This window comes from Leptolyngbya boryana PCC 6306 (genome assembly GCF_000353285.1).
GTDB classification, from domain to species: Bacteria; Cyanobacteriota; Cyanobacteriia; order Leptolyngbyales; family Leptolyngbyaceae; genus Leptolyngbya; species Leptolyngbya boryana.
In genome coordinates this window covers 4,469,859-4,483,286 of sequence record NZ_KB731324.1, presented here as the reverse complement: position 1 = coordinate 4,483,286, position 13,428 = coordinate 4,469,859, and the positions used below count along the sequence as shown (strand labels likewise).

Sequence of the window (13,428 nt, the reverse complement as noted above, 5' to 3'; positions counted from 1 at the left end):
CAACTACAGCTTAGCTTATGCTCTCTCCGCATTCGGATTGCCGAACGATTCAAATTGATTGGTTCGAGTTTGTCTGACGGGTGCAGGGAGTGTGAGCAGAGCATACCGAAACTCTGAACATATTCTTGTATGATACCTGTGCAAATCAAAATCAATGTCTAATAACGATGCAGAGCAACATCTTCACCTCTGTTTTACTGCCGCTGGCTCTGGCAATTGTGATGTTGGGTATGGGGTTAAGTCTGGTTGCAGAAGACTTTAAACGAATTACTCGTGATCCCAAAGCAGTTGCGGTGGGCACGATCTGCCAGCTATTGCTGCTGCCGCTGATTGGGATACTGATCACGTTGGTTGTGCCCATGCAGCCCGCGATCGCGGTTGGTCTGATTGTTCTAGCAGTATGTCCGGGTGGTCCTTCTTCTAATCTCATAACTTATCTGGCAAAGGGCGATGTTGCTCTGTCAGTAACGCTCACAGCGCTGAGTAGCATCGCTACTGTGTTTACGATTCCGATTTTTACAAATCTGGCGCTGCAATATTTCCTAGGGCAAAGTGCGGCAATCGCTCTACCGATTGGGCAGACCATGCTGCAAATTTTTCTGATCACACTGCTACCGACAGCGATCGGCATGGCAATTCGTCATCAGTTTCCTGACACAGCACGCCGTCTAGAAAAGCAAATGAGCCGACTTGCCATAGGATTGTTAGCGCTGATTATTGTGCTGTTGCTGGTACGAGAAGGAAGTAAGCTCCCAGGATTTCTGGTGCAGGTAGGAATCGGTGTCGTATTGCTCAACCTCCTGGCAACACTGGCAGGATTTCTGGTCGGAAAGCTGTTTCGGCTGCCGCTCGCTCAACAAATCTGTATCGCTATTGAAGTCGGGATTCAAAACGGAACGCTAGCAATTGCTATCACTGCGGGTCTACTCAACAACCCCGATATGGCTGTGCCCGCTGCGGTTTATAGCTTATTGATGTATATTACTGGCTTCGGTTCTATCCTTTATGGCAGACAAGCGAGCAGTAGAGTGTCCAGTAGTTCACTACAGTAAATCTGATGGGGATAGGGAGCAATGTGAATCTGGGTTCTCCCCACTCCCCCATCTCCCCACTTCGCACGACTAGCTTAAAGTCCTGAACCTCGAAAGATATCTATGGCTTCTCAGTTAACACCATTCGCACTCCACCTGTCGGAGCGAGCGTAAACCCACGGCGCTGTAGTTTCACAGGTTTATCGTCAGCTAAAGCAAGTTGGTATTTCGATAAGATTGTTGCCAGAACGAGCTTCATTTCTAACTGAGCCAGCGCATATCCCAGACATCGCCGACTCCCGCCTCCAAAGGGAAAATACTCAGCAGGCGAGTACTGTCGATCGAGAAATCGTTCCGGCTCAAAGTGGTGAGCATTTGGATATACATCTTCTCGATAATGCACCAGATAAGGAGATATCCAGAGAGTCGTCTCTGCATCAAATGAATAGTCTGCAACCTTCACAGGCACTTTAGAAATGCGCGGAAACAGCACAGGAATCACAGGATACATTCGGAGTGTTTCCTGACAGATAGCATTCAAGTAGGGAAGTTGAGCCATGCTCATTGGAGACGCATGTGCATCTAGGCTTTCAAGCTCTTTGAGCAATTTCTCACGCACTTCTGGCTGTTGATGAATCTGGTAAAACGCCCAAGATAGAGTTGTTGCAGTAGTTTCATGTCCAGCAAACAAGATCGTGAGCAATTCATCTCTCAATTCTTCATCGCTCATGGCTTGCCCAGTTTCATCTCGCACTGCCATCATCAGGCTGAGAACATCACTCCGTTTCTCATCTCCCTTCGTTCTTCTCTCGTCAATTTCTGCCTGAAGTAGGTCATGAATTTGGCGTTGGCGCTGCTGCATCCGTCCCCAAGGAGTCCAAGCTCCCCAGTCTTTCTGCAAAAATTTTAGGAATAACATGCTCGATCGTGAAGGTGAATCGGTCATGTCCAGCCATTCGGTCAGGAGAACTTTAAGCTGTTGATATCGCTCTCCTTCACTCAACCCGAAAACAACTTGCAAGATGATTTCTAAGCTGATGTTTTGCATCGAGGTTCGGACAATAAAAGGCTGTCCAGTTTGCCACTGACTTGCCACTTGATCAGCAACTTTGCAGATTTGCGTGGCGTAAGTGTGCAGTCTTTCCCCATGAAAAGGCGGCATGAGTAATTTGCGTTCTCGTCGATGGCGATCGCCATCCAGTAACAGCAAAGAATTTCGTCCTAACAGCGGTTCTGCGAGTTCATTACCCCGTCCCATATCAAACTTTGCATCTTGATTAAAGATTTCCTGAATCGCTTTCGGATTGGCAATGACGACAGACAATCCCAGTCCAGCCAGTTGCATGGTAAAAACATCACTATACTTCTGAGTGTATTTGTCCAGGAATCCAAGCGGATCAACAATCCAATTGAAAAGTTGCACCCAAGCTGGAGCCGTAATCTGATTCGGGAGTTGGCTCATCATGATTGTTTCTCGTGAAGCGATACATGTTTAGCTCTTAAACGATAGCATTCTTGAGCGATCGCCCAATCTTCTTGCGTATGAATGACTAAAACTCGTACCGTTGAATCTGTTGTGGCAATATCTTGATCAACGGGGCGATTTTCATTCTTGTGAGCATCAAGCTTTAAGCCCAGAAAACCAAAGGATTCACAAGCTAGAGAACGCACAATCGCTGAATTTTCCCCCACGCCTGCTGTAAAAATCAAAGCATCTACCCCTCCTAAACTGGCGAGCATTGCCCCGATGTAAGCGCGCAAGCGATGAATGTAAATGTCGAGTGCTAACTGTGCTTGAGAATTGTTGTCTGCGATCGCCTTCATGACTTGGCGCAAATCAGCAGAAACGCCAGAAATTCCTTTCAAACCCGATTCTCGATTCAGTTCGCGATCTAAGAGATCGACAGAATAGCCTTCTTGTCGCATCAAGTGAATTAAAATCCCTGGATCAACCGAACCAGAGCGCGTTCCCATCATTAAGCCATCGAGCGGCGTGAATCCCATTGTTGTATCAATACTATGTCCTTGGGCGATGGCAGAAAGTGAGCACCCGTTGCCAAGATGACAAACAATCAGGCGCAAGTCTTCTAAGTTTCGCTGTAACAAGTGTGCGGCTCGTTCAGCACAGTACTGATGACTAATGCCATGAAATCCATAGCGCCGAATTCCTTGATCGACCCAAGCATAAGGAACGGGGTAGATTGCAGCAGCATCGGGGATTTGACGATGAAAGGCAGTATCGAATACGGCAATCTGTGGAATTTCAGTTCCTAAAAATTGCTCGATCGCTTCAATACCTTCGAGATTAGCAGGATTGTGATTTGGAGCCAGTGTAGAAAGCCGATCGATCGTTGCTTTCACTGTTTGATCAATCTGTACAGGTTGAGAGTATTCTTGCCCACCTTGTACGACTCGATGTCCAACCACATCAATGTCAGTCGGGTGATTGAGAACTGCGGTCTTCCCTTGCCAAAGCATTGAGAGCAGATGCGCCATAATCTCAAGACGCGATTTGACTTCAATCTCTTCTGTCAGTTCTTCAGTTGCGGTTTTGACCTTGATCTCTGCAAAGCCGGGATGATGTGCCCAATCGATCGCGGCTTCCCACATTGGCTCTGGGGGTTCATTGGGTAGGCGATCGTCGATTGAATACAGACAACTCTTTTGGCTGCTTGAGCCTGCGTTCAGCACCAGAATTTTCATAGTAAAGCTGGAGAAGGGTGGTAGACAACTTCGTTCTTCAATGGCTTTCCTTGCTCAAAATCTGAAATATTGGAGAGCGTTGTTGTTGCGATCGCTTCTAAGGCATTCCGAGTAAAAAATGCTTGGTGCGCGGTAATCAAAACATTCAGAAAAGATTGTAAAAGCTGAAAGGTGTCATCTTGAATAATGGTGTCAGAGAGATCTTGGAAAAATAAGTTCTCTTCCTGCTCATAAACATCAATTCCTAGATAGCCAATTTTGCCAGTTTTAATTCCTGTGATCACAGCATCCGTATCAATTAAAGCCCCCCGACTTGTATTGATCAGCATGACTCCGGGCTTCATTTGTGCGATCGCGCTTTGATCAATTAAATGATAGGTTTCTGGCAACAATGGACAATGCAGCGAGATAATATCAGACTTCTCAAATAGTTCAGGTAAGGAAACATACTGTGTCAATTGCTCGTTTGGATAGGCATCATATCCAATCACAGAACACCCAAATCCCTGCATGATTTGAGCAAAGACCATGCCAACTCTGCCTGTACCAATCACCCCAACGGTACACCCATGCAAATCAAATCCAAGAAGTCCTTCTAATGCAAAGTTATCATCTCGAACTCGATTGTAAGCTCTGTAGATTTTACGATTCAACGCCAAAATGAGAGCAACGGCATGTTCTGCAACGGCATAGGGAGAATAAGCTGGAACACGGACTACTTTGATGTCTAGCTCTGCTGCTCGTTGTAAGTTCACGGTGTTAAATCCAGCCGATCGTAAGGCGAGAAGCTGAGTTTCATTCGCAGCAAGACTGTTCAAAGTGTCGGTATCTGCGACATCATTCACGAACATACAAACTGCGGGATAGCCTGTCGCAAGCATTGCCGTATCGGCGTTTAGTGGTACTTCAAAAAAGGTGATGTCGTGCTGATAGGTTGCATTGATAGCTTCAAAAAATCGGCGATCGTATGATTTGGTACTGAAAAAAGCAACTTTCATAAATCTGGCTCACTTTGCGACGATCATTTTAACGAAATTGCCTGTGCGAGTCTTGTCTCTTCAGCTACGAGTTCTGATTCTTTGGATTTCCTCAAGAATTGATGTGTGTGCAGAGTGGGGACTCCCTACTCCCCACTCTGCATAATGAATGAGATCGACGAGTAGAGCTAGCAAATCTTATAGCCGAAAGCGCTCAACTTTCTCTTTGAAGATAGTTTGCCAGCCTGCTTTGCGATCGCCAATCGGTTCAGGCGATTTATTCCACAGGGTTTCATAGAAAAAAAACGACATTCCAGCATAGCCTTGATCGCGGACGGCTTTGACTTGACGCTGAATTTCTTCGATTGGGCGAGGTGTGCTAGACAATCCACTTAAAATCCCGATCGCAGTGGGAACCGTATCGCGAGCAGCTTTTAAGGTTACCCAGTTGTCAGGGTTACTACGATCAACAAACTTCTGTCCCTGAAAGTAGATTTGTGGAATGACTTCTTCAAGCAAACCTGCTTCTCTCCACTTATGCCAATCCACTAGATGTTCCTCATAAGCAAAGGGTAAATCTAGCGGTGACAGTGAGATCAGAACATTCGGCTTGCGAGATTTGACCGTTTGGAAAAGCTTGGTCAGAAAGTCTTGTAGTTTATCCGATCTCCAACGTGACCATTCTGGATCTCGCTCATTGCTAGGTGGAGCTTTACCTTGATGTTCTTTTTTGTAGAGATTGACAGTAAAGTCGTCGTATCCAAAGCTCACAGGTAACCCAAAGTGATCATCGAACTGAATCCCATCAACATCATATTTTTCAACCACTTCAGTGACTAAGTTCAGAAGATACTGTTGGACTTCAGGTTTGAAGGGATTGAACCAGACTGGAATTTGCTTGCCGTCGAGGGCTGAAGGTTGATAATCAACCGAGCCATTGCGTTTCTGTGTCCACCAATCTTTGTGTTTTTGAGCAAGTTCTGAATCTTTGGGAGCCATGAATCCAAACTCAAACCAAGGAATCACCGCCATCCCTTTTGAGCGAGCTTCGGTGATCAGTTCTTGCAGCATATCGCGATCGCGTAATCCTGCTGCAACGGGGCGCGGATCGACTGGAAATCCAATCTCTTGCTGCATGACATTACTGGGATACAAGGTATATCCCCAATTCAGTACCGTCGGATAAAGCGTATTAAAGTTCAATCGCGATAGTTCATTGACAGCATTACTCAGGCGCTCTTTCTCAAACAAGACATCACTATCAATGTTAGTTAGCCATACCCCACGAATTTCTCGCGCCTGTGTTTCTGGTTTAGGAATGAATTGGTTGCTAATCAAGCCTTTAGTATCGGGTAATGCCTGACAGAGAAACGCTGCGATTTCACCGCGTTGAGCAGTTCGATTCGGGTTCAATCGACGCATGATTGGATAGTTGACGGTAATTTGCTTTTCGGTGGTTGCCGCGATCGCGCTTTTCGCAAAGTTAGGAATAGTTCGAGTGTCAATGAATGCTTTGTTGCTGAGTTCAACATCATTAGTTGGTTTGAGCTTCAAGCCGCTTGCTAATGCGGTTAATGCTTGCGCTCTCGGAATTTCTAAATCGGGCTTAAAGGTCTGATTCTCAAAGCCTGAGAAAAACTGCGATCGATACGCTTTCTGAATGACATCTCGCGCCCAGAAATTCGCGGGAACATCGCGAAACTGAATCGCAGGACGACTGGGAGCATTCATCTGTTCAGGAAATGCCTTAGCAATCATTGCCGCAAATTGTGCGCGGGTGACTGGCTCATTCGGACGAAACTGATTGCCTGGGAAACCGCTAATGATTCCTTTTTGTGCCAATTTCTCAATGCAGGGTTTTGCCCAGTGAGATTGAATGTCCGTGAAATTGGTTTGGGAGAAAGTGGGATGTGCGATCGTCAAGAGTGTCAGGAGTGTGACGAACCCAAAGATCCAAGCACGACGCATAGATAGGACTCCGATGATATTGAGCTGGTTTGTCTCAAAGCTCTGCGTCGATTCCTGTGAGTTGGGAAGGACGAACGCATCACTCTCTGTGAGTCAAACCAGAAAGCTTGATTCAACATCGCATCTGTGTCGTTCAATTCCGCATTTTGTTAGCGTTTCTTATCTTCGCCGCGCTTTACTAATCATCTTGCGAGACAGTCTCAGGGTCAGATCTTCTTTTTCTGCCCACTCTTGTAACAATCGATAAAAGGTTTGGCGATCGTCATTTTTCAAAACTGCGACTTGATCCGCCGTTTCGATCACATAAGGATATCCGCCGCCAATGATGACCTCAGCCCGAACCCAATCGAGAATTTGATCGTGCCAGCCTTCTTCATAAATCCATAGGGGCAGTTCAATTCGAGCCGCATAGCTATCCCGATTGGTTTTGAGGTAAGTAAATGCGATGCGATCGCGATGTTCCTGATACAAGTCGAGAACTCCAGACCGTTGAGACAGAAAAAGAGGAGTGCGATCGCCCCACTGCATCTGATTTTTCGCGCGATTTAACAATTGAGCATCATGAATCGTTTTACTATCTGGAAGCTGAGCTAATCGCTGAATCATTTCTGTTAAATCTCGTGCGCTGGAAGTATCGATATATCCAATCACTGGAACGCGATAATCTTCACTCGCACGTAATACGTTGAGAATACATCTCAAGTAAAAACTGCGTGTCTCTTCATCAAACGCTTCTGAAAATGTTGCAATCAGCGATCCATCGAAAAATGCTAAACAATCGCGTTGTCCTGCATGTTCTTCCATGTATTGAATAATGCGATCGCATTCCATTTCAAATCGACGTAAATTCACTCGTCGATCGGCAAGATCACCGCGTCCAACCTTCAAATCGTTTGGCGTGAGAACATCTAACTCAATATCTTTTTGATACTCACCGGAGGGCAAGTGAAAGTTTTCATACCAGCCAATTTGCACAAGTGCGACTGGAATCGAGAAGTCTTTACTCGGGTAGATTTGCGATCCGTCTACCGAAAACGTTGAAACTCCAGTAATGCGATCGCGTACCCATTCCAAACTTTCTTCACGATTTTGCCAGGACAATCCCGCGTGCATGACCCATTCTGGAAACATTCCCAACGGCTCTAAGGGTCTAGCTCCACACTCTCTGATCCCGTCGAGTGCTGCTGATATGGCTTGATCAGATTTCTGCGACAGTTGAATTAATGCAGTTCCATACTGCTGCAACGCTTGTAGAGCAGCGCGATCGAACAGTGCAAAATCTTCGCGTTTACGATCGAGCAGATTGAGAATTTGCGAGGGCTTAATCGGCATAGGGAGATACCATTTGGTATCTAGGTACTATATCAGACCTTTGAAGAGGTGAGGAGTGGAGAGTGGGGAGGTGGGGAAATGTTTTTCTGTCCTCACTCCCTACTCCTCTACTCCCCACTCTCCCTACCATTTTCAACGGGACAAACTACTCACAAAAAACAGCTACCGATTCAGCAAAATTCCCCGCAACCCTGCCGCATTCGCCGCTTCATAATCCTCTTGCTGACTATCGCCAATGTGCCAAGCATTCTCAGGCTGACAATCATGTTTCTCAAGCGCGATCGCAAAAATTTTTGGATCGGGTTTTGCGACTCCGACTTCTGTTGAAATCGTAATTGAGTCGAAAAAATCTTCTAGATTCAACGCTTTTAGAACTTTATATAATCGGGAATCAAAATTTGATAAAACTCCGAGCGGGATGTCTAAAGAGCGCAATTTTTCTAGCGTTGGAACGGTATCGGGATAAATGAACCAAGGTTTTGCAGTCTCAAAATGGTAGTAGAGATCTGAGAAGAATTCAGAAAAATCTGCAAACTGATGCAAAACGCCAGCCCGATCGAAAGTCTGTTGTGCGATCGTATTCCACCACTGCTGCTCAAGCTGCGGAATTTCTAATACATCCACTCCTGGAAATGTACAGGGCGGAGAAGCCTTGAAACTCTCATAAAATGCGCGATCAATCTTCGCGGCATCGACTTCTACACCATGAGCGCGAGCAATTTCTCGATAAACTTGCCCGACACTTCCTCGCACACCAAATAATGTGCCAACAGCATCAAAAAACACCACTTGGGGGCGTTTCATAACAACAAAATCCCGATTTCAACTAGGAACAGACCCAATAGCCTTCTAATTATTCACCCATTTGCGCGATCGCGGAAATAATTGGGCGAGTGATCCAGTTGAATCCTACACGGAGTTGATGCTTTAAAGTAGGCATCCGATTTAAATACGCTAAACGGCGGATTAAGTGAGCCGCAGTGCCTTCTAATTGAATGCCAAGCCCGGTTAAAGTTGCGTCATGAATGCCTAAAGTCATCATTTCGCCAAAATATTGATACCGAAATGGCAGTAATGGGCGATCGCTCAACGATGCCCAAAGATTCCATCCAGTATAGTCAGACTGCTGAAAGGCAGCTTGTGCAGTGGCAGGCACTTGCTGACCATCGGCATCCTTGCAATCTGCTAAGTCGCCAATAGCAAAAATCTCAGGATGATCCACAACTTGCAATGTCGAAGTGACGAGAATCTGACCGCGCTCATTTTGTTTCAGTGGCAAATTCTTGACGACTTCATTCATGCGCGTCCCGATTGTCCACAGCACCAAATCGACTGGAATCGTATCAACGACCCCTTTGTACAGCAGTGAAATACTTCCAGCACCAACCGATTCAACCGAGGTTTCTAAATCTGTCCAGACTCCGCGTTCTTCGAGGGCTTTTGCGGCAGCATCGCGGTTATGCGTAGACGACGATCGCAAAATCTGATCTCCGACTTCGATCACGCGTACTCGACCGCGATCGCCTAACTTATCCGCGAGTTTACAAGCCAGTTCAATCCCGCTATACCCGGCTCCAACGACTGCAACTCGAATCTTATCGGTATCAGATGCTTCTAACTGACGGAGCCGATCTGCGAGTTGATAGGCATCCGAGATCGTTCTAAAAGGAATGGCAAATTCTGCGGCTCCTGGAACCCTGTCCATCGGAGTTTCGCCGCCCATCGCCAGCACTAAGAGATCGTAATCGAGCAGTCCACCATCTGCGAGTCGGACTTGTTTCGTGTCGGTATTAATATCTGCAACCGCCGTTTGGCGAAATCGGATCGTTGTGTCTTCGAGCAATTCTTCGTAAGGCGGAGCAACTTCCCAAGATTGCAGTTCTCCGGTGACTAATTCATACAGCAACGGCGAAAAGACAAAGCGATCGCGCGCATCGACTAACGTAATTTCGGGCTGCTCGTTTCTTCCCCAAGGAAGGTTACTGAGTCGAAGTGCGGTGTACAAGCCTCCGAAGCCACCACCGAGAATGCAGATTTTTGCAGGAGTCTGAGACATAGGGCAACGCAGGAAAGGGCTACTTTAGAGGATATTTGAAATGTATCGTTCATCGCATTCACCCGCTCCCAAAACGAAGCGGGGAAATTGATACGTTTCAAACACTCTCTAAACTATTCTAAGTTCGGATTCTCAATTCTGGAATCACCGCATCCTTGATCGCCTGAATTTCTACCTTGCGTCCTTCGTCTTGATAGGTCAGAACTATCTCAAGGTAGGAATCTGGCTTAAATGCTAACCGCTCTGCCCATTCGATCGCGCAAATTCCCGGCTCCACTTCAATGCCTTCCCAATAGATCTCAGGATAAAGCGTTGCCGTTTGCTCTGGCTCTAATCGGTACAAATCAAAGTGATAGAGCGGAATTCGTCCGGTTAAATACTCATTGATCAGCGTAAAGGTTGGAGACTCGATCGCATCTCGAATTCCCAAGCCTTCCCCAATTCCCTGCACTAAAGAAGTCTTACCACTGCCTAAATCGCCTTGCAGCAGTAAAACTGTGCCTGCGGGTAAAACTTGACCGAGTTGAATGCCGAGTGATCGCGTTGCTGCTGCATCTTGGAGTTCAATTACCATTTTTGCCGTGCCCGTTCCGACCATCGATAAATCACCCGTGCTAAGCGCCGCGAATCATGGCGGACATAGCCCGTCTCTTCATCTTCGATCATAATATTGGCACGAATGATTTGCCGACCTAACTGCGTCACCGCATCCGCATCGAGATCCACCGGATGAGACTGTTCTTGAGCATATCGAATCAAGGCTTTGGCAGAAGGTGGCGTTTTCTGAACCAGCACCGAATCGAATAATCTTTGTCCACACGCGCGATCAATTGCCTGAATATGATCCGCGACCGAATAGCCATCGGTTTCGCCAGGCTGCGTCATGATATTGCACACATATATGCAAGGCACTTGTCGAGCGGAAATCGCTTCTGCAATTTCTGGAACGAGCAAGTTTGGAATCACGCTGGTATACAGGCTTCCTGGTCCAATCACAATATAATCCGCTTCATCGATCGCATCTAAAGCTTTCGGCAATGCAGGCGGATTGGCAGGCTTACAGCCCATGCGGACAATTTTTCCCCGCGCTTCTGTAATGTTCGATTCGCCTTCGATATAGCGTCCATCAGCAAGTTCTGCCCAAAGCCTGACATCACTCAACGTCGCAGGGAGCACATGTCCTCGAATCGCCAAAACTTTAGAACTGGCTGCGATCGCGCGTTCAAAATCTCCGGTGATATCACTCAATACGGTTAAAAACAAATTCCCAAAACTATGCCCGACTAAACCGTCGCCTGCTTTAAATCGATATTGAAATAATTCGGTTAAAAGTTTTTCTTCATCCGCTAAGGCTGCAATACAGTTGCGAATGTCTCCGGGTGGCAGTACACCAATTTCTCGTCTCAGTCGCCCCGAAGATCCACCATCATCTGCCACAGTCACGATCGCGGTAATATTGGCGCTGATCACTTTTAAGCCCCGCAGCAGCGTCGATAACCCGGTTCCGCCCCCGATTGTAACGACTTTCGCGCCTCGGTTTAATTTGCGATGATTAATCAACACATCGACTAATTCTTCATCGCGATCGCTCATCAAAACTTCACTGATGGAGCGGACGGTGCGCTTTTGTCCCCAAAACACCAGCAACAAGCCCAAACCCAGGACGAGCGGTCCACTGACATAATTCGGAATTAAGCGAGTCAGCAATTCGAGCAAATCACCGAACAACTGCGTAAGATGAAACACCGGAGTCCGTCTGCTCCAAATTCCCACTCCCAGTAGAATCAACAACACCCCGCTGGCACTGATAAACATCCAGCGCTTTACCAGTAACCCCGGAGATAGCCACTTAAACCAGTGATTGGCTCGATTGGGGAGCCGTTGTGATGCCGATCGCGAAACGCGAATGGCTCGTTTCAAAAAACGGTTGCTCGTCATGTGGATTTTCAACTTCAAACGGCTCGAACTATCTCAGCGGGACACACTAACTTTTGACTCTCAAGGGGACTCGCCCGTTCAGAAAAATGCAACGTAGTGATCTTTGAGTGATATTTGACAACTACTCTGTTTTCTCAGAAATCGCCTCAAAAACCGGGAAGTCTTTACGCAAAGTTTACTGAATAACTGTGGTAATTGCGGATTTAATTAGAATTTTTGGGCGTGTCGGGAGTGCGATAAATTCCAATCAGGAGACAAATAATTCCCAGATTGATAAAAACGTCCGCTAGATTAAAAATTGGAAACTGAATCCAAACGAAGTTCGGAAATGGGTTGGGATAAGGAACATAGACGAATGGCACTTTAATAAAATCGACAACATGCCCGAGTACAAAGCGATCTATGCCATTTCCGAGCGCTCCACTCAAGACCAATCCGTAACCCCATTGCTCCCAGCGCAGCATTCTCCGCCCAAACCACGCCCACGCCATCAATGCGACACTGGCAAGCAGTGACAACCACCGCAGAATCGGACTCCCCGATAAAATCCCAAACGCTGCCCCATCATTGATCACATACGCCCAATGTAAAATCCCTGGAATCACGATCGTTTCTTGGGGCGGAATGGTCAATACCATCGTTTTCACGACCCACAATTTCGTCAACCGATCAAGGAGTAATCCTGCGATCGCGGCAATCCAGAAAAAACGATTTCTCAGCATGAAAGAATCAGCAAAGGGCAAGATACTCAATTCTCACAGAAAATTGGTTCTGTTAGTAAAACATCACCCGTCGGAGCACAAACGCCAAGACAGCAACCGAGCACGTGACTGCCATTTGTCCGGGCAACAAATTAACCGAATAGGAGAGAAAAGCCTGCCACAGCGACTGTTCGCCGAAATTGATCCAGCGGAATATCGATCCGAAAATTAAATACAGAATCCCGATCGCATGAATCACGACGACTCCACACAATCCACTAAAAGCGAGTGATTCCAAGCGCGGGGGCACCCGAAAAGCGAGATATCCGCAAATCCAAGCTGCCGGGACAAATCCGAGCAAATATCCAAATCCGGGTGAACTCATATACTGAATGCCGCCGCCTTGGGAAAAGACGGGAAATCCAGCAAGTCCCAGAGCGAGGTAAGCAATCTGCGACATGACGGCTGCATTTTTCCCTCCCAAACAGCCAATCAGTAAAACGGCTCCAATCTGATAGCTAGTTCCTAAAAAGTGGAGGGGAACCGCTTGGGGTGTCCATGCCCAGGGTGCGCCTGCGATCGTGGCTCGAAGCAAGGTTCCACCAATCGTCAACATCAGCCCAATCAGTGCCCACAGCATGTCGGTGAGCGTGATCCGAAATCGTTTAGGACGAACCGGAGGACGTTGGCGGGAGGGGGTTCGGGTCATCATCGTGGAATTG

Annotated in this window: 12 protein-coding genes; 1 reads left to right on the top strand and 11 read right to left on the bottom strand. The window is 46.9% G+C overall.

Features of this window, described 5'->3' with window-relative positions:
• Positions 1-167: 167 nt before the first annotated feature.
• Complete coding sequence (locus tag LEPBO_RS0122330) at positions 168-1,052, top strand: bile acid:sodium symporter family protein (RefSeq protein WP_017289808.1); 885 nt, start codon at positions 168-170, stop codon at positions 1,050-1,052.
• 100 nt (positions 1,053-1,152) lie between these two features.
• Here LEPBO_RS0122330 and LEPBO_RS0122325 read toward each other — a convergent pair whose 3' ends face one another.
• From LEPBO_RS0122325 to LEPBO_RS0122270, 11 genes are all read right to left on the bottom strand, one after another.
• Positions 1,153-2,496 carry a cytochrome P450 gene (locus LEPBO_RS0122325; protein WP_026148834.1) on the bottom strand — a complete coding sequence of 448 codons (1,344 nt, stop codon included), beginning with the start codon at positions 2,494-2,496 and terminating at the stop codon, positions 1,153-1,155.
• Positions 2,493-3,734: an acetate/propionate family kinase gene (locus LEPBO_RS0122320; protein ID WP_017289806.1), complete on the bottom strand. Its 1,242-nt coding sequence runs from the start codon at positions 3,732-3,734 to the stop codon at positions 2,493-2,495. Before LEPBO_RS0122320 ends, LEPBO_RS0122325 begins: the two co-directional genes overlap by 4 nt.
• A complete protein-coding gene (locus LEPBO_RS0122315) occupies positions 3,731-4,732 on the bottom strand; it encodes a 2-hydroxyacid dehydrogenase (RefSeq protein ID WP_017289805.1) in 1,002 nt (333 codons plus the stop codon). The genes LEPBO_RS0122320 and LEPBO_RS0122315 overlap by 4 nt, the downstream gene beginning before the upstream one ends.
• 177 nt (positions 4,733-4,909) lie before the next feature.
• Positions 4,910-6,679, bottom strand: a complete 1,770-nt coding sequence (locus tag LEPBO_RS37940) for a glycoside hydrolase family 10 protein (protein WP_017289804.1) — start codon at positions 6,677-6,679, stop codon at positions 4,910-4,912.
• 159 nt (positions 6,680-6,838) lie between these two features.
• Positions 6,839-8,011, bottom strand: coding sequence for a DNA double-strand break repair nuclease NurA (locus tag LEPBO_RS0122305; protein ID WP_017289803.1), 1,173 nt, complete (start codon positions 8,009-8,011; stop codon positions 6,839-6,841).
• Positions 8,012-8,173: 162 nt separating this feature from the next.
• Positions 8,174-8,815 carry an HAD-IA family hydrolase gene (locus LEPBO_RS0122300; protein ID WP_017289802.1) on the bottom strand — a complete coding sequence of 214 codons (642 nt, stop codon included), beginning with the start codon at positions 8,813-8,815 and terminating at the stop codon, positions 8,174-8,176.
• Positions 8,816-8,864: 49 nt separating this feature from the next.
• Positions 8,865-10,067: an NAD(P)/FAD-dependent oxidoreductase gene (locus LEPBO_RS0122295; protein ID WP_017289801.1), complete on the bottom strand. Its 1,203-nt coding sequence runs from the start codon at positions 10,065-10,067 to the stop codon at positions 8,865-8,867.
• Between the two features lie 118 nt (positions 10,068-10,185).
• Complete coding sequence (locus tag LEPBO_RS0122290; protein WP_017289800.1) at positions 10,186-10,641, bottom strand: bifunctional alanine racemase/tRNA (adenosine(37)-N6)-threonylcarbamoyltransferase complex ATPase subunit type 1 TsaE; 456 nt, start codon at positions 10,639-10,641, stop codon at positions 10,186-10,188.
• Positions 10,635-12,005, bottom strand: a complete 1,371-nt coding sequence (locus tag LEPBO_RS0122285) for a gluconeogenesis factor YvcK family protein (protein WP_017289799.1) — start codon at positions 12,003-12,005, stop codon at positions 10,635-10,637. Before LEPBO_RS0122285 ends, LEPBO_RS0122290 begins: the two co-directional genes overlap by 7 nt.
• Before the next feature lie 203 nt (positions 12,006-12,208).
• Positions 12,209-12,727: a signal peptidase II gene (gene lspA, locus LEPBO_RS0122275; protein WP_017289797.1), complete on the bottom strand. Its 519-nt coding sequence runs from the start codon at positions 12,725-12,727 to the stop codon at positions 12,209-12,211.
• A gap of 52 nt (positions 12,728-12,779) precedes the next feature.
• Entirely contained in the window at positions 12,780-13,418 is a 639-nt protein-coding gene (locus LEPBO_RS0122270; protein WP_017289796.1) for a biotin transporter BioY, read from the bottom strand.
• Positions 13,419-13,428 lie beyond the last annotated feature (10 nt).

Excerpts from the sequence above, each read along its gene's own strand:
- LEPBO_RS0122330 (WP_017289808.1), top strand. The coding sequence starts at position 168 with ATGCAGAGCAACATCTTCACCTCTGTTTTACTGCCGCTGGCTCTGGCA.
- LEPBO_RS0122325 (WP_026148834.1), bottom strand. The coding sequence starts at position 2,496 with ATGATGAGCCAACTCCCGAATCAGATTACGGCTCCAGCTTGGGTGCAA.
- LEPBO_RS0122320 (WP_017289806.1), bottom strand. The coding sequence starts at position 3,734 with ATGAAAATTCTGGTGCTGAACGCAGGCTCAAGCAGCCAAAAGAGTTGT.
- LEPBO_RS0122315 (WP_017289805.1), bottom strand. The coding sequence starts at position 4,732 with ATGAAAGTTGCTTTTTTCAGTACCAAATCATACGATCGCCGATTTTTT.
- LEPBO_RS37940 (WP_017289804.1), bottom strand. The coding sequence starts at position 6,679 with ATGCGTCGTGCTTGGATCTTTGGGTTCGTCACACTCCTGACACTCTTG.
- LEPBO_RS0122305 (WP_017289803.1), bottom strand. The coding sequence starts at position 8,011 with ATGCCGATTAAGCCCTCGCAAATTCTCAATCTGCTCGATCGTAAACGC.
- LEPBO_RS0122300 (WP_017289802.1), bottom strand. The coding sequence starts at position 8,815 with ATGAAACGCCCCCAAGTGGTGTTTTTTGATGCTGTTGGCACATTATTT.
- LEPBO_RS0122295 (WP_017289801.1), bottom strand. The coding sequence starts at position 10,067 with ATGTCTCAGACTCCTGCAAAAATCTGCATTCTCGGTGGTGGCTTCGGA.
- LEPBO_RS0122290 (WP_017289800.1), bottom strand. The coding sequence starts at position 10,641 with ATGGTAATTGAACTCCAAGATGCAGCAGCAACGCGATCACTCGGCATT.
- LEPBO_RS0122285 (WP_017289799.1), bottom strand. The coding sequence starts at position 12,005 with ATGACGAGCAACCGTTTTTTGAAACGAGCCATTCGCGTTTCGCGATCG.
- lspA (WP_017289797.1), bottom strand. The coding sequence starts at position 12,727 with ATGCTGAGAAATCGTTTTTTCTGGATTGCCGCGATCGCAGGATTACTC.
- LEPBO_RS0122270 (WP_017289796.1), bottom strand. The coding sequence starts at position 13,418 with ATGATGACCCGAACCCCCTCCCGCCAACGTCCTCCGGTTCGTCCTAAA.